The sequence below is a fragment of the Shewanella sp. SR44-4 genome, from assembly GCF_014163715.1.
In the GTDB taxonomy this organism is placed as follows: domain Bacteria; phylum Pseudomonadota; class Gammaproteobacteria; order Enterobacterales; family Shewanellaceae; genus Shewanella.
The window spans coordinates 1-21175 of the sequence record NZ_JACJDU010000054.1 but is presented as its reverse complement, the minus strand read 5'-3'; the positions used below and the strand labels follow the sequence as shown (position 1 = coordinate 21175).

Here is a 21175-nt window from a genome sequence, read left to right as displayed (position 1 = left end):
CCTCGTTAAAATATTTGTCGACAGCCAAGTGTCACTATAATCTGCCTTACGTCTCTCAATAGACAGGTAAAAAGCTATTTTTATTTCAGCTGATGGTTAAAAACAACTAAAAAACCGCTAACCTTTATCTATTCGCAAAATAGCACACTGAGCATGTCATCATAGTTGTCTGTACGCACCAATATTGCGAGTAGATTTAAATTTAATCATTAACAACAATATTTCATTAAATCCTTAGTTTACCCCTTGCAGCTGCTTATTAGCCGTGCGACCCTTAACCATTATTTTCTATCGGTTTTTGTTATGCCTTTTGCAGTGTCGTTAACTCCTCCTCAAATTGCAGCTGTGATTGCTGTCGCGTTTGTTGCCTTTTTAATTGGCGCCCTAATCAATCAACGATTAACTCGTAAACGATGGGAGCAGCTTAAACTTCAACATGAACAACAAACACTTCAACAGCTCAACGAAGTTCAAATAGAAATGTCGAGATTACAAGATAATCTCGATGATAAAATCGATCACAGCAATCATCTGCAAAGCAAGATAGAAGATTTGATTGGCCAACTTTCCAGCGCAGAAACCAAAGCAGACAGGGTTAACCTCGTCGAGCAACAAATGGTCGACACCCAACATCGTTTAATGGAATCGCAGCTCAACTTAGCCAAGTCAAACGCGGTGCAACAAACGATTTTGGTCAAAGCAGAAACTGAGCAAAAGTCATTACAAGATAAAATCGTGCTACTCGAGTCTGCTGAAGAACGCCTTAAACTGCAATTTGAAAACCTGGCTAATCGAATTTTTGAAGAACGCAGTGAAAGCTTTAAACAACAAAATGTCTCGCAAATTGACGGTGTTCTCGGGCCACTGAAACAACAATTAGAAGGTTTCAGACGTCAAATTCAAGAGTCGTATACTCATGAGCAATCTGAACGTAGCGCATTGAAACATCAATTAGATAATTTGCGCGATCTCAACTTAAAAATGAGCCAAGACGCCATTAACCTCACCAAAGCACTTAAAGGTGACAACAAGCAGCAAGGTAATTGGGGTGAAGTCATTTTAGAGCGCGTACTACAAGAAAGTGGTTTACGCGAAGGTCATGAGTACCAAACCCAACAAGATTTAAAAGACGATAACGGCAAGCGTTTTAAGCCCGATGTGATTGTGCATTTACCCGAGCAAAAAGACGTAGTAATCGATGCCAAAATGTCGTTAGTTAGCTATGAGCGTTACTTTAATAGCGAAGACAAAGTTATTCGCGACCAAGCCATAAAAGAACATGCATTATCAATTAGGCAGCATATTAAAGGCCTTAGTCAAAAAGATTATCATAAGTTGCATGGCCTTAAGAGCTTGGACTATGTGCTAATGTTCATTCCCATTGAGCCGGCATTTTTACTGGCCATAGAATACGACCCAAGCTTAGTCAATTTCGCTTTAGAGCAAAATATTATGCTGGTCAGTCCGACTAACTTATTAGTGGCTTTGCGTACTATCAATAATATATGGCGTTATGAGTACCAAAATCAAAATGCCCAAAATATCGCCAAACAAGCAAGTCGTATTTACGACAAATTATGCGGCTATTTGGAAGACATGGAAAAACTCGGGCGCGCCCTAGATACCGCAGATAAAAGCTATCAAAGTGCCATGGCAAAATTGTCTTCGGGCAAAGGTAACGTCATTAGACAAGCGCATTACATGCAGCAATTAGGCGTAGACACCAGTAAGCAGTTAGATAAACAATTGCTCAACCGTGCACTTGATGAGTCAGTCGAAAAGCACGCCAGTAATAGTTAATCGATAAAATGAGTGATGATTAATCTTTATTTAAGCAACAAGGTTAATAGTCACTCAAGCCGTAACATATTTATTTACAGCAACACTTATTAGCAATCATTTATCAAACACATACTGATAGCAAACGAAATACAGAGGCGGAGATTGTCATTTAAATGCGTAAAACTTGGGCGAACACTTTAATTACAGGCGCATTATTACTTAGTACATCATTGGCCTTTATTAGCCAAGCTAATGCGCTGACTTCACAACAGCAACGCTATCTTGATGCTCGCCAAGCTCTGGATAAAAAACAGCTCGACAAGTATCAAGCCCTTCGCAACCAACTCGGCGACTATCCATTAACGGTTTACCTTGATTACCACGCAAAAATCGACAGCATAGTGCAATCTCCTGGCGACAAAGCGCTCAATGCCATCAACCAATTTGATACCACGCCACTTTATAACAATGCGCGTTATCGCTACCTGCTCAATGCCGGTAAAAAACAGCGTTGGCAAGACTTTCTAGTGATAGCGCCAGACACTCCTAACGATGTGCGCTTACAGTGTTATTACTACCAGGCTCAACTTGATGCTGGTAACGAAACCATGGCTTACAAAGGCATAGAACGTTTATGGGTTCATGGCTATTCACGTCCCAATGAATGCGATGCGGTGATAAACCAATGGACTAAAGCGGGCTATCGCACCCAAGAGCTCATTTGGGCGCGGATGTTGCTCAGCTTTAATGCTAGTCAATCCAGTTTGCTGAGTTATTTATCGCAAAAAGTCACCCAACACGATAATGAAGCCAAACTACTATTGTCGGTTTATCGCGATCCTAATATTTTACGTCACATGAACAAGTTTTCCAGCTCTAAACCCATAGTGGGCGATATTGTTGATGCCGGCTTACGTAAGCTAGCGCAAAAGGATTTACATCAAGCGATTAAATTGTACGTTAAATATCAAAAAGCCAACCGCTTCAGCGACCTTGAAGCGCGCCAGCTCAATCGCTATTTAGTCCGCCGAGCGCTGATTAAGCAAGACGCCAAACTGGTGGCGCATATTGATACCATGCTGCCATTACTGAAATCGGACGATTTATACGAAATGCGCCTACGTTGGGCTATTCGTGAGCAAGACTTCAGCACAGTAGAAAAGTATTTAGCGTTATTGAGCGATCAAGGTAAGGTCGATTCTCGCTGGCAATATTGGCAAGCTAAAATGACCTCGCGCCATGACAAAAACCGCGCAACCCAATTACAGTCAACCTTAAGTGGTGAGCGTAATTTTTACGGTTTTAATGCGGCTGAAGCGTTAGGCAAACCTCTGGCGATGAACGACGACAATTTAGCCCCTAATCCAGCGTTGCAAGCAACATTAAACCAAGACCCTGGTTTGGCGCGCGTAGTCGAATTAATGGCTTTAGATAAGCAAATCGATGCTCGCAACGAATGGCTGTATTTAATGCGCCGCCACAACAGTGAAATGACCGCCCAATATGGTCTATTTGCCTTAAGCAATGGCTGGCATGCGTTTAGTGTTGAATCCAGTATTCAGGGAAAATTATGGAATTCACTTGTACTGCGTTTTCCTGAGGCAGCTAACGATGAGTTCCTCAAAGCCAGTAAAAAGTTCTCGGTAGACATTGACGAAATCCGCGCTATTTCTCGTCGAGAAAGTGCGTTTTATCTGTATGCCACCTCTGGTGTGGGGGCTAGAGGCTTAATGCAATTAATGCCTGCTACCGCCAAACAAACTGCCAAAAAGAACAAAATATCTTTTAATAACGTAAAAGACCTGTACGACCCTAAAGTGAACATTATGTTAGGCAGCGCCTATTACAGTGAGTTACTGAAGCAGTTTGACCAAAACCGCGTGTTGGCAACAGCAGCGTATAATGCTGGTCCTGGTAGCGTGAGACGTTGGTTAAGACAGTCTAATGGCAGCTTAGATGTGATGAGTTTTATTGAAACGATTCCTTACACTGAAACTCGCGAATATGTTCAAGCGGTGTTGAGTTATCGAATGATATTCCAACAGCAAAAATCGTTAAGTGAAGGAATGTTTAGTTCAAAAGAACTCAGCTACCGTTATTAAGCACGATTAATTGTTAGTTACCTTTTTAGTTGCTAGCAGTTAGTTTTTGTTAGCAGTTGTTATTCGTTTTTATTCGCAATAGCCGCCACGCTGTGGCGGTGTATTTTGTTTCACACCCGTCAGCAAGATAACGTATGCTTTAAATATGGTACAGACTGGCTGATTATTGAAGTCCACTTGTGGGTTAATGCAATAGGCCATATGGATCAGGCAATGCGCAATCGTGGCAATATATCAAAGTTAGAAACCGAAGCGCTAAAACATAACTAGAAATCATAGCGAGAAATCATAGCGAGAAATGGCTTTAGAATAAAACGACAAACCATCACTACAAACCGTCATTTACAATAAACCCACAACGGTTTATTACTAACAGTTGGAGTTTTCGTGTCGCAATCAACTATTCAAACATTACTTAACCAACTAAGCCAAGTATTGCTCGGTAAACCTGAGCAGATAAAACTTGCCGTCGCTTGTATCCTCGCCAAAGGTCATTTACTGATTGAAGATCTACCCGGCATGGGCAAAACCAGTTTGTCTCAAGGTATTGCCAGCAGTTTAGGCATGAGTTACCAGCGGATCCAATTTACCAGCGACATGCTACCAGCGGACATTCTTGGGGTGTCCATTTACAGCAAAGAACAACAACAATTTATCTTTCATAAAGGCCCAATATTTAATCAAATGTTGTTGGCCGATGAAATTAACCGTGCCAGCCCCAAGACCCAAAGTGCTTTGCTTGAAGCTATGGCAGAACAACAAATAACCATTGATGGCATCACCCATCCGCTGAGTTCACCGTTTTTTGTTATTGCCACCCAAAACCCCGTTGATCAAGCCGGCACCTTCCCGTTACCAGAATCACAACTCGATCGATTTATGATGCGTATTTCTATCGGTTATCCCAGCGCAGAAGCCGAGTTAGCCATGTTAAAATCGCGCACTCAAGCCAATAAACCAGCATCATTATCACAATGCTTAACGCCGCAAGAGCTAATGCTACTGCAACAACAAGTGGCGCAAGTGTCGGCATCGGATGCGGTACTGAATTATTTAATTGCCTTGGTCGATTTTTCTCGGCAACACAATGTCGCTAACGGGTTATCGCCACGAGCCAGTATTGCTTTGCTACAAGCAGCTAAAGCATGGGCTTTTATCAATCAACGCCAGTACGTGGTACCCGAAGATATTCAAGCGGTATTTGCCTCGGTTGCCGAACACCGCATTCGCAGCAGTAGTCAATTTCAAGGCCAAGCGTTGTCTGACACTATTCTCGCCAGCGTCAACCCAATACGTTAACGGCGCAGGCACATGGCTAAATCGACGACAGCAAACAAGCACTCTTCAGCAATCTATGCCAATGGCGCTATTAAGCCGTCTCGGTTACGTCGGTTAATTCCAGCATCGTTAACCCAACGCTGGTCAAGGTGGATAAGTAAACGCCTGCCACCGCAAAAGCAAATTACCCTCAGCCACAAAGGTATTTTTATTCTCCCCAGTGGTTTTGGATTAGTGTGGATTGGGTTGATCGTTTTACTGTATTTGTTTGGCACCAATTATCAAAATAACTTGGTGATTGGCTTAAGCTTATTGCTCGCCAGTGTGTTCCATACTTGCATAATTTACAGCTATAAAAACCTTGCCGGGTTAACATTTAATGCCGTCACGCCACCGCAAGGTTATGCCGAAGACAGCATGCCATTTCCCATCATGTTAACCGGCCATACACGCCAAAATAATCCCGATACCACCCACCAGCAAATTTGCTTGCAATTTAGTTACCAGCGCCATGTTCGGGTTAAACAAATGCACGAGCAAACCATTGCGATTGTTCCGTTTGAACAGCCTAAACGTGGCAAATTAAACCCTGGGCGAATCAAAGTCTCATCCTACTTTCCGTTAGGATTATGCCGCGCATGGTCCTATGTCGACTTAGACATTCATCATGTTATTTTCGCTAAACCAGAAATGTGTGATATCGAATTGGCAAGCCATATTAGCGATAATGATAACCACAATGAACACGGTAAATTGCGCCTAGGTGTTGACGACTACAAAGGCTTACGCAGCTATATTCCCGGTGAATCACTTAAACAAGTGGCGTGGAAAAAATGGGCTCAGGGCAAAGGCATGTTATCCAAAGAATTTGCTGAGCCAGAAGGATTACCCGTTTGGTTAACCTTGGCCAACACATCGGGCAATGACATTGAACACAAGCTCAGTAAATTAGCATGGCAAGTCGATAAGTTAAGCCAAACTCAGCAAATATTTGGCTTAATTCTGGATGAGCATATTATCAATCAGCAAACAGGCGAAGCCCATCGAGTGGCTTGTCATACCGCCATTGCAACTTATCATGCACCCACACATATGAATCCCAATTTTAATCCAGGTAATGTGGCAACCTCACCCGTGGGTGAACCATCATGACCGATAACTTTGATGCCATCATTAGCCGTAATACCTTGTTTTGGTTGTTAATCACCAATGTAGCCATCCTCAGCCCTTTGCATCAACAAGCGACCTTATGGAGCATTGGTATTTGTGCCATTTGTTTTGTTTGGCGCGTGGGGATTTTTCTCGGCAAAGTAGCCGCTCCGCCTAAACTATTGGTAACCACTTTGGCCATTGGCGCCGCAACCACCCTCGCCTTAGTGTCGAGTGAAATCGGTTTGCTCAATGCGTTGGTGAACTTATTAATTTTAGGTTACGCGTTAAAATATATTGAAATGCGCGAACTGAGAGATGTTAAAGCCATTGTGTTAGTCGGCTATTTCCTTATCGGCCTGACCTTGCTTGATCAACAAAGCATGCTTAATACCCTGCACTTATTGGCGGTAGCGGTGCTCAATACCGGCGTATTAATAAGTGTTTACCAAGACAAATCGAACAAAGTCGCTAACCTCAGTTTTAGCCTTAAAATAATATTACAAAGCCTGCCGTTAGCCATATTACTGTTTGTGGTGTTCCCACGCCTTGGGCCATTATGGTTAGTGCCTAATATGAAAACGGCCAAGACAGGTTTGTCTGATGAAATGTCATTTGGTGACATTAGTAAGCTCACTCGCTCAGCAGAATTAGCCTTTAGAGTGGGTTTTGATAATCCAGATGGCAGCACCCTAGGACCTGCCAATCAGGATTTGTATTGGCGTACTCTGGTGATGGAAAATTATGACGGCAAAACCTGGCGTCAAGACCCCAGTATTCAACAAATTCAGCGACAAGCATACTTTAACAAGCCCATGCGCCAAGCCCCTAATAACGTTGCTAATGCTAGCAGTAAAAAAATCGACTATGTGGTCATTAGCGAACCCAGTCATCAAAAATGGCTATATGGCTTAGATGAAGCGTTTAGCAGCAATGATCAAGTGGTTGAATTAGCAGATTATCGCTTATATTCGTTAAGGCCTGTCGATCAGCGAATGAGCTATAGAGTGACCTCATATCCTGAGACGATCATGGGTCTCAAACTCGACTCAAATACCCAACAGCTAAACCTTGCGTTGCCAGCCAATAGCAATCCAAAAACCCGAAAACTCGGTTTGCAGTTCGCCAAAGATTATCCAGATCCACAAGCGCGCATTAATGCGATGATGAATTACTTTGCTGAACAAGCCTATTACTACACCTTGAGCCCGCCCCGTGTCGGCGAGCAGCAAATTGATGATTTTCTGTTTGAAAACCGTGCTGGATTTTGTGCTCATTACGCCTCTGCGCTAGTGTTTATGGCACGTGCTAGCGGCATTCCAACCCGTATGGTAACGGGTTATCAGGGTGGAGATTATAATGCTAAAGCGGGCTATTACAGTGTTTATCAATACATGGCCCATGCGTGGACCGAAGTGTGGTTTGAAGGCCAAGGTTGGCAACGTTTTGACCCTACCGCAATGATTGCACCGCAGCGGGTGTTAGATGGCTTTGATGCCACCTTTGACAGCCAAAGCAGCTACTTACAAGACAGCCCTTTTAGCACGCTGCACATGAAACAATACCCATGGTTAAATGAATTACGCCAGCAGTTTGCCAGTGTCGATTACTACTGGAGTGTGTGGGTATTAGGTTTTGACGAACAACGTAAACAGCAAGTATTAGCAAAGTTATTGGGTGATGTTAGCAGCACCAAAATAGCCTTACTGATGATTGTTAGCTTTATCATTATCGCACTGGTTATTGCCTATTACGCCGGTTTGTTCAATGTTGATCGCCACCAAGATCCGCTTAATAAACGTTATCAACTCATTTGCAAACGTTTAGCGAAAAAAGGCATCGCCCGTCAACAAGGTCAAGCAGCGTCTGATTACGCCGCAGCGGTTAACGCACATTTAAGCGCCCTTACCCCTCAAGTGGCAGCGGACTTTACTGCCCTAAGCAGTGCCTATGTAGCACTTAAATATCAACCACTGTCGGAATTACAAATCCAGCAACAGCAGCAACGCTTTAGGCAGTTATATCGCCGATTACGCTTACGGCTGTTACGCAATTGAACTTGTGCACAACATCAGCAATCATCCTGATTATTAACGGTTTTGATTGATGATTTAAGGCAGAGTCCATAGAATGAATTAATCTCAAATTAGCGGGTCGCCCATGCTTACTTTAATTCAATCTAATCAGATGGAAGTGTTATCTGAACAACTGGCCAAACTGTTGGCTATTCGTTTAGATAACGTTAGTTTATTAGCCAGTGAGCATGTGTTAGTTCAAAGCCCGGGGATGTCGACTTGGCTGCGTTTAGAAATCGCTAAACACAATGGTATCGCCGCCGCATTATCGTTCCCGTTACCCTCGAGTTTTACCTGGCAGTTATGCCATGATTTACTGCCCGATGTACCCAAAGATAACGCTTTTACCAAAGCGGCGATGACGTGGAAGTTAATGGACTTATTACCAAGTCTGCTAGATAACCCAGATTTTAGCCCACTCAAACAGTACTTATTGCCTCAAGTTGATACCACAACTGATATTGCTGCTACAGATATTCTTGATACCGATGTAAACGCGAATACTGATACTGAAACTAATATTCATACAACAAACAGCCACGCCATATTGCAGCTTAATCAGTCTCATGATGCAATTAAGCTATTTCAACTGTGTGGCCGCATTGCCGATATTTTTGACCAATACTTAGTCTATCGCCCTGAGTGGATTTTAGCGTGGGAGCAAAACCAGCCATTATCGAGCCTAGACAACCGCCTAGCATTAGATGAAAACCAGCAATGGCAACCGATCCTGTGGCGAGCATTAATCGACTATAACCAACATCATTTGCACGCCAGCCATTATCATCGCGCCAATTTACATGCCGATTTAATTGCAACCTTGGCTAATCCAGATACCGATTTATCGATGTTGCCCGCGCGGTTATACGTGTTTGGTATTTCGTCCATGCCGCCACAAACCCTCGATGTGCTGTACCATTTAGCCAGTCGCATTGATGTCATTATGTTGTCTCTCAGCCCTTGCCAGCATTATTGGGGCGATATTATTGAGCCGAAAACCCGCGCCCGCATGGCGCTGCAATATGCCAACAAAAAACAACTCGACCAAGACTGGGAAGACAAACTCGAAGTGGGTAACCCTATACTGGCCAATAATGGTCAAATGGGCCGCGAACTGCTGGATTTATTACTGTCTCTGCCGCCAGAACACACCGATTTTGGTTACGACTGTTATGTTGAGCCCGAGCCGAATAATCTGCTGCACGGGGTGCAATACGATATCTTACAAATGGAAACACTCGGCCAGCCATTAGGGCCAAACGCCAGTTTGTATCAAGACATTCATGCCCGCCGCACCTTATTGCCAAGTGATGACTCAATTACCTTACGCAGTTGCCACAGTGCCCTGCGCGAAGTTGAAACCTTACATGATCACCTTTTAGAATTGTTATCAAACAACAGCGACTTAAGCCCTAAAGACATCGTGATCATGATGCCCGATGTCGCAGCGTATGCTCCGTATATTGATGCGGTATTTGGCACCGCCAACAGTCAGTATTTTGCCGACAAAAATCCGCAAAAAGGCGATTACTACATTCCCTACGCCATTGCCGACAGGGGCGCAGCGCAAGAGTCGCCGCTGATTAATAGTTTTTTAAGCCTGCTAAATATCAATCAAAGTCGCTTTGGACTCACTGATATTATCGGTATTTTAGAAGTGCCTGCTATTTTGCGTCGTTTCCAACTCGATGATGATGAATTGTCATTAATCCGCCGCTGGCTAGACGATGCGAATGTCCGTTGGGGCCGCAGTGAACAAACTCGTAGCCAACTAGGCGTGCAGCCTTTTACGCAAAACTCATGGGCATTTGGTATTAAGCGTTTAATACTGGGCTACGCATTTAACGACGATGCCGATATTTATCGCGATACTTTAATGGTGCAAGGTATTGAAGGTCAGTCATCGCAGGCATTAGGTAAGTTGCTCAACTTTTTAGAAACCATCGACACCTATTTCAACTTATTTGCCAATGATTACAGCACCGCAGAGCGCCTTGAACAATTACAACAACTACTCGCCGATTGCTACGACACCACAGATGATGAGCGTGAACAAATTCAAGCCATTCGAGATGCATTAGTCACCCTAGACACTGAGCTTGAAAGCGCCGGTCATCAAGGCCAAGTCGATATTGAAGTCCTAAAGCAGTGGTTTAATCACCGCTTAACCGAATCTCGGGTCGGCCAGCGTTACCTTGCTGGTAGCGTGAATTTTTGTACCTTAATGCCAATGCGATCAATCCCCTTTAAAGTGGTGTGTTTACTGGGAATGAATGACGGCGTCTATCCGCGAGTACAACATCCTGTCGGGTTTGATTTAATGGCGCATTTTGGCCCTAAAAAAGGTGACCGCTCGCGCCGATTAGACGACCGCTACTTATTCTTAGAAGCATTACTGTCGGCCAGAGAGCAACTTTACATCAGTTATATTGGCCACAGTGAGCGCGATAATGCTGAGCGCATTGCCTCAATGCTAGTGTCTGAATTGGTCGAATATTGCCAACTCAGCTACCTACCGCAATCCTTACAGCAACAGCTTGAACAACAAGCCGAAATCAACCTTGATGATGCCGATAAAACCGTACTGGCACAGCTTATTCAAGCACAACCTTTGCAGCCGTTTGACGCTAAACTTTTCCGAGAAACGCCACTATCTGCGCATAGTGTGAATAAGCTGCAACATAGCTTTAATGCCCAATGGTGCCCGCCACCAGCCAATGCGACCATTAACAATCACTTTTTTGAGCAAGCATTACCTTTGTCGGCTGAACAGGCAGATGAAGTGTTTGCCCATACTCATATTAATAGCGAAGGCATTAAAGTGGTCGAACTCGAATTGTCGGCATTAATCCGTTTTTATCGTAATCCAGCGCAATTCTTTTTCAACCGCAGTTTAAAAGTCGATTTATCACTGGATATTCAAGCCGATGACAATGACGAACCGTTTAGCTTAAATGCACTCGAGCGTTATTTATTGCAATCACGCATGCTCGACAATGCCATTGAACATCAACTCGACAGCCCAGATCTCGAATTACTCAGTAAGCTCAAAACCAGCGGTGAATTGCCCATGGCGCCGTTCGACGACTTGCTAATTAACCAATATTTACGCGATATATCGCCGTTGATTAATCGGGTGCAGTTTTTACAAGACCAACAAGCCATGCACACGCTGAATGTGGATCTTAACTTTGATCTACCGACCCAGAATTTTCCAGCGCATGCTCTATCTGTGCAGGGTTTACCAGCACAAGCAGATACAACCCAATCGTCCACCGTGCGAGTCAATCTTGTCGGCCGTATTGACGACATTCTGCCTAAAGGCTTAGTCAATTACCGCCCCGGCACAGCCCACGGACGAGATTTTATTCGGGTGTACTTACGTCATTTATGCATCAACGCCATGGCCAATTCATCTACCTCGGGCATGGGTAAAAATCAATTCAGTTACTTACTCGACATTGGCCATTTCCATGCCTTTGCGCCTATTACTGCTGAACAAGCGCAGGCACAACTCCTGCGCTTTATCAGTGGTTTTATTCAGGGGCAAACTCAACCCTTGTGCTTTATGCCTAAAACGGCTTTCGCCTATGTTGAAACCGATGGCGACCATGAAGAAAAGCTGCTTAAAGCCCAGCAAAAATGGGATGACGGCCAAAACCAATTCGGCGAAGGGCACGATCCACATAACCAGCGTTTATTCCATTTCCCAGAAGACTTTAGCGAAGCTAGGTTTGGGGCATTAGCCATCCATTTGCTGCAACCCATGTTAAGCCAGTATCACAAAGATAAATTGGCAGAATTAGACACTTTTGTCAGTGGCACCGCGGTCGATATTCAAGCGCAACTCATCGCCAACGCAGCTAAACTAGGAGCGCATTAATGGACGCTATTACCGTGACACCGCTTAATGCCCTCACCTTACCTTTTAGCGGTTCCAGCTTAATTGAAGCCAGTGCTGGTACAGGGAAAACCTATACTATTTCTGGTTTATATTTACGTTTATTGTTAGGCCATGGTGGCAAAGCACCGTTAAGTTGTGAGCAAATTTTGGTGGTAACCTTCACCAACGCCGCCACAGAAGAACTCAGAGACCGAATTCGTAAACGGATTAACTTAGCGTTTAAACGCTTTTTAGGCTTAGCCGTGAATGATGAGTTTATTGAACAGCTTTACCAAGACACCTCGGAAGATGAACGTCCTATTGCGTTAAGACGCTTAGACTTAGCGTTAAAGTCGTTAGATGAAGCGGCCATTTTTACCATTCATGCCTTTTGCCAACGCGTATTGTCAGACATGGCATTTGAGTCGTCATTGCTATTTGAGTCCGAATTCACCCTCGACGACAGTGAGTTTTTACACCATGCAGTGCGCGATTTCTGGCGTGAAGTGTGTTATCCATTACCGCCCTTTTTAGCCCAAGCCATTAGTGATGTGTTTGCCGAACCTGATGTGTTAGCGCAAAAGCTGCGACCGTTATTAGGTGCAAGCCAAGCGGTATTGTCAAAGCAGCCTCTGGCCTTTGAAACCCTACAACAACAGCTAAGCCAAAGTATCAGCCGCTTTACTTTATTGTGGCAAAGCCTGCACGACAGCACCCTTGAATTATTGCAATCGCTGCCATTAAACGGTCAACGTTTTGGCAAAGGCGCCGACGGCTACCCTAAACTTAGCCAACTGTTTGATAGCATTAGTAACTGGGTGAAATTCGGTCAAGGATTACCGCCAATAAAAGCGCTGGAGCAATTGGCATTATCAGAGCTTAAACTCAATAAAGGGGGCGTTATCCCCAGTGCTGCTGAAGCGCCGTTACTTGAGCATATTGAGCGCTTACTTGAGTTGATTAATCAGCTTATTCCGTCATTTTTAGTGCGCGCCCGTGAGGGAATTCGCCAACGCTTTGCTGGCCAAAAACAGCAACGCAATTTAATGACACCCGATGACCTATTGCTCAGCTTAGCCATGGCGCTCAGCCAAAATCCAATCACCCTAGCCCATGCTATTGCTAAGCGTTTTCCGGTCGCATTAATTGATGAGTTCCAAGACACCGATCCACTGCAATTCACCATTTTTAATCAGGTGTATCAACAGCCGTTAGCATCACAGCTGGACTTAGCCGCTGATACCACTGTGCACAGCCAAAATGATGACAGTAAAAGTAATGACGACATTGGTAATGACAACAACGATGATGATGCTAACAAGGGGCGCTTAAGTTTATTAATGATTGGCGATCCTAAGCAGGCTATTTATGCTTTCCGTGGCGCCGATATTTACACTTATATTGCCGCGCGCCAACAAACACAGGCCCATTATAATCTTGACACCAATTACCGCTCATCGACTCAATTGGTCAATGGTGTTAATCAGCTTTTCAGCCAACACCAAGACCCGTTTATTAGCCAAGCTATCCCCTATGATATTGTTAAAACCCCATCATCGGCAGCCAATAAACACCTGAGTGAAGCCACAACCAATCCAGCGGCGTTGCGGATCCGCTTATTAGCCGAAGACGATGTAAATGGCTTAAACAAAACTACCGCAAGACAACGCCTAGCAGCTGATGCTGCCAGTGAAATAAAGCGCTTACTCACCGAAGCGCAACAGGGATTATGCCGAGTTAATACCAGCCTTGAACAGGAAGCTAAACCGCTCATTGCCAAAGACATTGCCATATTGGTGCGCGACCGTAACGAAGCGGCCGTGATGAAAGCGGAATTATCAGCACGTAAAATTGGTGCGGTATTTTTAAGCCGAGACAGTGTATTTAACACCATTGAAGCCCGTGAAATGGCTATTTTATTGTATGCCTTAGCCACGCCTAAAAATGAACGTGCTATCCGCGCCGCGCTGGCCACTGAGCTTGTTGGTTTTAATGCCCAGCGGATCCATCAATTTAACCAAGATGAAGAACAACGTCAGCAGGTATTAGATCAATTCACTCATTGGCATCAGTTGTGGCAACAACGCGGCGTTATGCCTGCGCTGCTTAACTTTGCCAGCGAAACTAAACTGATCCATCGTTATCTGTCGCAATCTGTCACGGCTGACATCAATAGTGTTGATAAACATAACGCTAATGCTCACCGTGATAGCAGCAATAATGACAACAGTTATAGCAGCAATAGTGACAACAGCTTTAATGATGCTGATGACGACAACGCAGCAGATCTTAAAGCCTCAGGAGAAAGACGCTTAACCGACTTTAGGCATTTAGCCGAATTACTGCAGCAAAAGGCCACTGAGCTAGATGGTAGCAGCGCCCTTATCAATTGGTACGAACAACAACTGATTGGTAACAATGGCGGTGATGAGCAGCAATTGCGCTTAGAAAGCGAACAGAACTTGGTGCAAATTGTCACTATTCATAAAAGTAAGGGCTTAGAATATCCGGTCTGTTTTGTGCCGTTTGTCAGCTTAGCCCGCGGCAATAAAAAACGCCCTGCGCCGATGATGTACCATAAAAATGAGCAGCTCATTTGGGATATCGACGCCACCGATGAAGGCTGGGAACAACTCAAACAAGAAACCCTCGCTGAAGATTTACGCCTACTGTATGTGGCGTTAACGCGACCGGTTTACGTGTGTTATTTGTATATTGCCAACCAAAGCCGCCAATTAAAGGCAGGGATCAGCAGCCAATTACATGAAACAGGTATCGGTTATCTACTGGGCATTACCGACAAGAAAACTGACTTTGCCCTTATTCAAGTCAAAGTGAATGCAATTGCCACCTTACCGGCAATGAGTGTGGAATGCTTAGGCAACGATATTGACGATTCAGTGCTCGCCGATATCCACGATAATAATGACCCGCTAGCGGCCAAAAAAGTCACTCGAGTACAGAGCCTTGCGTGGCGCGTGGGCAGTTATTCTGGCTTGGTGAAACATCTGCCTCACGAGAGAGTCGCGCCCGGTGCCGACGATGAAGACTTCACCGATGAGTTAATCCAATTACAGTTACAAGATGAACTCACCAGCGAACCCGTACTTGATCGCTTTACCTTTGAACGCGGTGCCAATGCCGGTAGTTTTATGCATTTAGTGTTAGAACTGTTTGATTTTACCCAGGCAGACACCGAGCTGACACCAGCACTAACAAAAGCCATGAAACAATATGGATTTGACGAAGCCCTATGGCAACAACCGCTAATGGACTGGTATCAGCAAATATTGGCCGCGCCGCTGTTTATCAAGCCATCGTCAGAGGACACATCACTGATATTAAGCCAATTAGGCATGAAGCAAAAAATGGTCGAAATGGAGTTTTACTTGCCTATTTCAACCTTACAAGCATCGCAATTAAATCATATTTTGCAGCAGCACGGTTATGTCGCCGGACTCGACTTTGATACCTTAAAAGGCATGTTAAAAGGCTTTATCGATTTAACCTTTGAGCACCAGGGCCAATTTTATATTGCCGATTATAAGTCTAACCATTTGGGCGATAACTATAGCGACTACACTCGCTCAGCCATGGCTAAAGCCATTGATGCTCATCGCTATAATTTGCAATACATCTTGTATACCTTGGCATTGCATCGTTACTTATCGCTTAGATTACCAAACTACAATTATCAGCAACATATTGGCGGCTGCTATTACCTGTTTTTACGCGGCATGCATCCTGAGCATCCTGGCGCGGGGGTGTTTTATGACAAACCACCGCAAGCATTAATCGAACAACTCGACCGCTTATTTTCAGGTAATACAGACAATCGTGCGCCGGAGACGTCATCATGCTAATACTCACCCATCCAATCACTGAGTTATTGCACCTTTGGCAAGAACAGCGGCTCATTACCGCACTCGATCGTCATTTTGCTTTAGAGCTGGCCAGTATTGAAACCATCAATAACGATCCCGCAATAAGCGAACAACAGCCGCAACTGTTCTTGCTTGTTTGCGCTATGCTTAGCCAGCAATTGTCGAATCAGCACAGTTGTTTAGTCATCGAGCAAATTGATTTAGCCAATCCCATGGCAGAAGACAACCGTGGCAACGCTGAAATCAATTGTCGGATTGAGCTTAACCATCAACAATTAATTGAACAAATCGCGCTATTTGATGCCGTCGGCCAGCCCGGTGACAACAAACCGATGATTTTTGAACATGGGCGCTTATATTTAAATAAGTACCATTTCTTTGAAACTCAAGTGGCGGCTAAGTTGATCCAATTAGCCAATCAACAAATTGAAATCGACCTAGCTAACAGTAATCTGCCGCAACTCATTGAATGTTTATTTACCGCAGAAGACAGCAATAGCAGCCCGTTTAACTGGCAAAAAATAGCCACTGCAACAGCGTTGGCCAAAGCATTAGCGGTGATCACCGGCGGCCCAGGAACCGGTAAAACCACCACAGTAACTAAACTATTATTGTTACTGTTAACCCAATCGCCGCTAACCATCCGTTTAGTCGCGCCCACAGGTAAAGCTGCAGCAAGGCTGAGTGAATCGATCAAGGCGTCTAAACATCGTTTACTGCAACAGCTAACCCAAGTGAGCGACCCTGCATTGGCGAAAGTATTAACTGATTCGCTAAAACAAATACCAGAAGATGCCTCAACATTGCATCGATTATTGGGGGTTATCCCAAACTCGTATCAATTTAGGCATCATCAGGATAATCCGTTGCGCTTAGATTTACTGGTGGTTGATGAAGCATCGATGGTCGACTTACCCATGATGTACAAATTACTCAGCGCCCTGCCGTCTCATGGCCGTTTGATATTGTTAGGCGACCAAGATCAACTCGCATCAGTAGAAGCTGGCGCAGTGCTCGCCGATATTTGTGTTGGCTTAAAACAAGCTAATCAGCATGAGGCATCGCCATGGTCAATGCGTTACAGCGCAGCACAGGCAAAGCTCATTGAGCAATTAACCCAACAAAATGTCAGTCAGTTTATTCATCAACAGCCTAAAATTGGTGACAGTTTGTGTATGTTGATGCACAGCCATCGTTTTAAAGGTGATGCAGGTATTGGGTTATTAGCCAATGCGGTTAATCAATCAAATGTGCATGCGATTCGTCAAGTATGGCAACATGATCATGCCGAATTGAATTGGTTTGAACATCAGCATAATGCCCAGGGAGATAACACAGGTAAACAAGCGTTATTGGCATTATCGGTACAGGCTTATGGTGAGTATCTAAGTTTGGTACAAGAAAATCAGCAAAGGATAAATCAACAGGCCATTATCGATCAAGCGGATCGACAGGACTGCGCCATAACACTACCGCATTCTGAACAAACCATCATCGACAGCTTTAACCAATATCGAGTCTTGTGTGCCATGCGAGCTGGAGAGTTTGGGGTTGAGGGAATGAATATCGCCATCACCGACAGCCTTAAACACGCCAAACTGATTAATCCCCAAAATGAGTTCTATTTAGGCCGACCGATCATTATTCAAAGTAACGATTACAACTTAGGCTTATTTAATGGCGACATTGGTTTAATCTTGCAAGACAGCACTAAGCCAAGTCGCTTAATGGCCCATTTTGTTATGGCCGATGGCAGCCTGCTTAAAGTATTACCCGCACGCTTACCCAGCCACGACACTTGCTACGCCATGACAGTACACAAAAGCCAAGGCAGCGAGTTTGATAAAGTCAGCTTTGTATTGCCACATAAACCCAGCTCCGCCCAATGGCAGCTACTCAGTAAAGAACTGCTTTACACCGCCATCACCCGCGCTAAAAACCATTTTTATTGTTTAGGCACGAATATGATATTTGAAAAAGCCAGCAAACAAGCGACATCACGCGCATCGGGGTTAGCGTGGAGATTGTGGGGTTGATTGAGTAGCTTATTGTAGAGCTGATTGTAGAGATAGTAGTGAGCGCTATTTCAGGGTAAGCAAGTGCTCAATAACAAACAGATAATGACGACATAATATTGATGGGAAAGAGAAACTCATAGTGCAGATGATTAAGCGAGACGCTGGCGGTTGATTTTCAAAATCAGCTTCCATGTGAGCTTAGCCAAAACATCCATGTTTTGGATACTCGCTAACTCATCGGCATCTATCATTTTATTATCTTCGATTTGGCTTTTTGTGACTAACTTAGGTAATTTGTTATGCTCCTTACAAGCTAGTGTAGCTATCATTAACTTCAACGTTGATATACCTCTGCTTATTATCCAATACAATTGAAATAGTAATAGCATGTAAGCTTGAGCTTTCATCTCGAATTATGCCCTGAAATCTATTGGTGTATTTGTCATAAGTGAAAAGGATATTTTGGGCGTTAAGATAATTCTCAATAGCTTTAGCATCACCTCCAACTTTCAAGCTTTGAACAATATTTCTCTCAACCTGTTCCGAAGTTGATTCAGCTTTTTGTCCACATCCAAATAAAGAAGCGATAAAGAATAAGACGATGTAATAATTACGCAAAACTTGAGCCTCTCTTTGGCACATAACGTTTTAGCATTTGTGCGATGCGCACTTTGCATGCCGCAAACAGCTTGGTAGACTTGCCCTATGCCGAGTCAAGGTTAATTGATAAGTTTTATACTAAAGGAGTTTTCTTTTTTGATATCGGCTCTGGGCTGAAGAGCAATTTTGAATTGATTACAAGGCTTGATTTGTACTTATTTCATTGAAATTCCCTTGCCATTGTGGTGTTCCAACACATCTTTTCTAAGTCTAGTTAATTCAATAACTGTAGTTCAATCTATTGAAGTATCATTTTGCTCCGCGCAACAGCTTAGTTCAACACCAAATTATGTTGCTAGTTTGAAGAAACATACATAGCCCAAGATCCAAGAGCAAAAATACTGCCAAAAATAGTTAGTATTGAACAAATTTTAGCTAAAAAAGACCATATTTTTTTCCCTTGATATGTACTCGCAGACTTCCAGACAGCAATACTAATCAAGATAAAATAAACGGACTTTAAACAATCTCCGATAATTAGCGACTCTACCGTTGTTAATTTTGAAACAATTAAACTAATAATTACACTTATTAAAACGAATCCAGCCCAAAAGACATCAGCTAATCTAAAACTACCGGAAAATAGTTTTTTAACAAAATGTTGTTTTTCTTCTAATGCAACATCATTCATTTCGAATCTTCCTTTTGCAACAAGGCAAATCTATGCCATTCATTTTTAAGACAATTAACATAACTGCTTTTAGCGTTGATTGCGATAGCTTTCTGACTATTCAAATGTAAAAATTGAACGAAAATCATCAACAAACTGAAGAATAGTGGGAAATGGTGAGCAATGAGGTAAACCCAACGCAGCACTAGCTGTGCTTAATTGATATTAAGCGGGAAAAAATATTATTGTTTTAGTGCTAGATCCAACAATTATGAGTGGCCATTCTTTAGTACTCTTATGTCTAAATACACGACGAATTGACTGCTAACCAGCATACGAAGTAGGTGGATTTGTTGATTGATTTAAATTTGACTGCAAAAGCAGCCAAATAAGCTAAGCTCGCCTATTGAATGGCGGGAGGCTCATATATGTTATATTTTAATTTACTTTAGTTGCATTAATAACGATTGAACTACAATCACCAGTAACATATGGGCCAAGAACAAACTTTAACGATGAAAAATGATACTCTAAATCACAATATTCATATATTGATTCCAGCTGTGAATTTTTTGTATAAAACCGTGCAACAATAAGTTTTTCATTTTGTTGAAGAACTAAAGCTGAATTAGACAATAAAGAACTTTTCACATCTTCTTGTTGTGTCCCAACCTTAGGTTTTGGTGCTTTAACAAAAGTGGCAATTAAAGCATCTTTTACCTTTAAAGGGTTACTTTGCTCAGCTTTCATCACTTCTTTGACTTCAGGCTCGCTGATAGATGAACATGCACTGATTAACAATATCAATATCGTCGCCAATCCAACTCTACTTTTTTTCACTGAACGCTCCTTAAAATATAACGTTTTAGTATTTATGCGTTGCGCTGTTTGCAAGACATAAATCGCTTGTTGGACTTGGCCGATGACTAGTCCAAGTTAATGGGCATGCTTCATGCTATAGGAATTTGCTTTTTTTGATGCTAACTCTGGGCTACAGAGCAGTTTCGAGTCAATTGATATCGAGTAGTAGATAAGTTTTTCATTGAAATTCCTTTTCATCGTATTTTCATACATCTTTAAGCTTGGCTGGTTCAATGAGGGTTATACACTCAATTGAAGGCTCCGCGCAACGGCTTAGTTCAACAGTTTTTTGACAAAAATCAATCAAGCCACCCATTTTTATTGCAAATAATCGGGTGGCTTTTTTTGCTTCCATTCTTGATCTGTTATTTAGTGGATAAAGAGTAATATCCCAAGTATTAAGGCTGGTTCAACACTTGGGATAAGGACGCAGCTTAACGCAGCCGATCCCTATTTGTTAGGTTGTTAGGCTTTTAAAATAACCAACCAGTAGGGTTCTCAATTGGTTTTTCCAGTTCAAGTGCTTTCATGCCCTTGAGTGAGCGAATTATTAGCCAAACCGCCCAGAATAAGAGTACAAACCACCCAATGATAACTAAGGATAAAATTGAGCCTAAGAAGATATAAATAGCACCAATCCAAAAAGTCCTAATTTGAAACTGATAATGGGTTTTTAACCACTCAGGGGCATCACCTTTATTGATGTAAGCCATTACTACACCGATTATACCTGTAATACCAAACAGTAAACCAGGGCCACCGCATGAGTGCTTAACTTTTAACCTAAGCACCAAAACCAGCCTTTAATACCGCCTCAAGCATCGATGTATTCATCATGCATCGCTTTTGTTTTCCAACGATGCTTATCTTCGT

13 protein-coding genes are annotated in these 21175 nt (G+C 43.2%); 9 read left to right on the top strand and 4 right to left on the bottom strand.

Translation table 11 applies throughout. The annotated features are described in order from the left end of the window. Positions 1–303: 303 nt before the first annotated feature. The 9 genes from rmuC (at position 304) to recD (ending at position 18189) form a co-directional block, all read left to right on the top strand. Positions 304–1800 carry a DNA recombination protein RmuC gene (rmuC, locus tag H5125_RS18760; RefSeq protein WP_101087970.1) on the top strand — a complete coding sequence of 499 codons (1497 nt, stop codon included), beginning with the start codon at positions 304–306 and terminating at the stop codon, positions 1798–1800. Between the two features lie 155 nt (positions 1801–1955). After that, the gene (locus H5125_RS18755; RefSeq protein WP_182745008.1) at positions 1956–3884 is read left to right on the top strand and encodes a transglycosylase SLT domain-containing protein; all 1929 of its coding nucleotides are present in this window, start codon (positions 1956–1958) and stop codon (positions 3882–3884) included. A gap of 105 nt (positions 3885–3989) precedes the next feature. Next, on the top strand, positions 3990–4154 hold the full coding sequence (locus H5125_RS18750) for a hypothetical protein (protein ID WP_182745007.1): 165 nt from the start codon (positions 3990–3992) through the stop codon (positions 4152–4154). Positions 4155–4271: 117 nt separating this feature from the next. After that, positions 4272–5183 (top strand): MoxR family ATPase, encoded by a 912-nt coding sequence (locus H5125_RS18745; RefSeq protein WP_101087966.1) that lies wholly within the window; start codon positions 4272–4274, stop codon positions 5181–5183. A gap of 12 nt (positions 5184–5195) precedes the next feature. Continuing rightward, positions 5196–6314, top strand: a complete 1119-nt coding sequence (locus H5125_RS18740; protein WP_182745006.1) for a DUF58 domain-containing protein — start codon at positions 5196–5198, stop codon at positions 6312–6314. Continuing rightward, positions 6311–8368, top strand: coding sequence for a DUF3488 and transglutaminase-like domain-containing protein (locus H5125_RS18735; protein WP_182745005.1), 2058 nt, complete (start codon positions 6311–6313; stop codon positions 8366–8368). Before H5125_RS18740 ends, H5125_RS18735 begins: the two co-directional genes overlap by 4 nt. 103 nt (positions 8369–8471) lie before the next feature. Then, the gene (recC, locus tag H5125_RS18730) at positions 8472–12269 is read left to right on the top strand and encodes an exodeoxyribonuclease V subunit gamma (protein ID WP_182745004.1); all 3798 of its coding nucleotides are present in this window, start codon (positions 8472–8474) and stop codon (positions 12267–12269) included. Next, on the top strand, positions 12269–16132 hold the full coding sequence (locus tag H5125_RS18725) for a UvrD-helicase domain-containing protein (protein ID WP_182745003.1): 3864 nt from the start codon (positions 12269–12271) through the stop codon (positions 16130–16132). The genes recC and H5125_RS18725 overlap by 1 nt, the downstream gene beginning before the upstream one ends. Beyond that, complete coding sequence (gene recD / locus H5125_RS18720; protein WP_182745002.1) at positions 16126–18189, top strand: exodeoxyribonuclease V subunit alpha; 2064 nt, start codon at positions 16126–16128, stop codon at positions 18187–18189. Before H5125_RS18725 ends, recD begins: the two co-directional genes overlap by 7 nt. A gap of 288 nt (positions 18190–18477) precedes the next feature. On the opposite strand, the gene H5125_RS18715 is transcribed toward recD, so the two are convergent. The 4 genes from H5125_RS18715 to H5125_RS18700 form a co-directional block, all read right to left on the bottom strand. After that, positions 18478–18789: a hypothetical protein gene (locus tag H5125_RS18715; RefSeq protein WP_182745001.1), complete on the bottom strand. Its 312-nt coding sequence runs from the start codon at positions 18787–18789 to the stop codon at positions 18478–18480. Between the two features lie 337 nt (positions 18790–19126). Further along, on the bottom strand, positions 19127–19462 hold the full coding sequence (locus H5125_RS18710) for a hypothetical protein (RefSeq protein WP_182745000.1): 336 nt from the start codon (positions 19460–19462) through the stop codon (positions 19127–19129). 417 nt (positions 19463–19879) lie between these two features. Beyond that, positions 19880–20281, bottom strand: coding sequence for a hypothetical protein (locus H5125_RS18705; protein ID WP_162022754.1), 402 nt, complete (start codon positions 20279–20281; stop codon positions 19880–19882). A gap of 494 nt (positions 20282–20775) precedes the next feature. Next, positions 20776–21015, bottom strand: a complete 240-nt coding sequence (locus tag H5125_RS18700; protein WP_182744999.1) for a hypothetical protein — start codon at positions 21013–21015, stop codon at positions 20776–20778. Between the last annotated feature and the right edge of the window lie 160 nt (positions 21016–21175).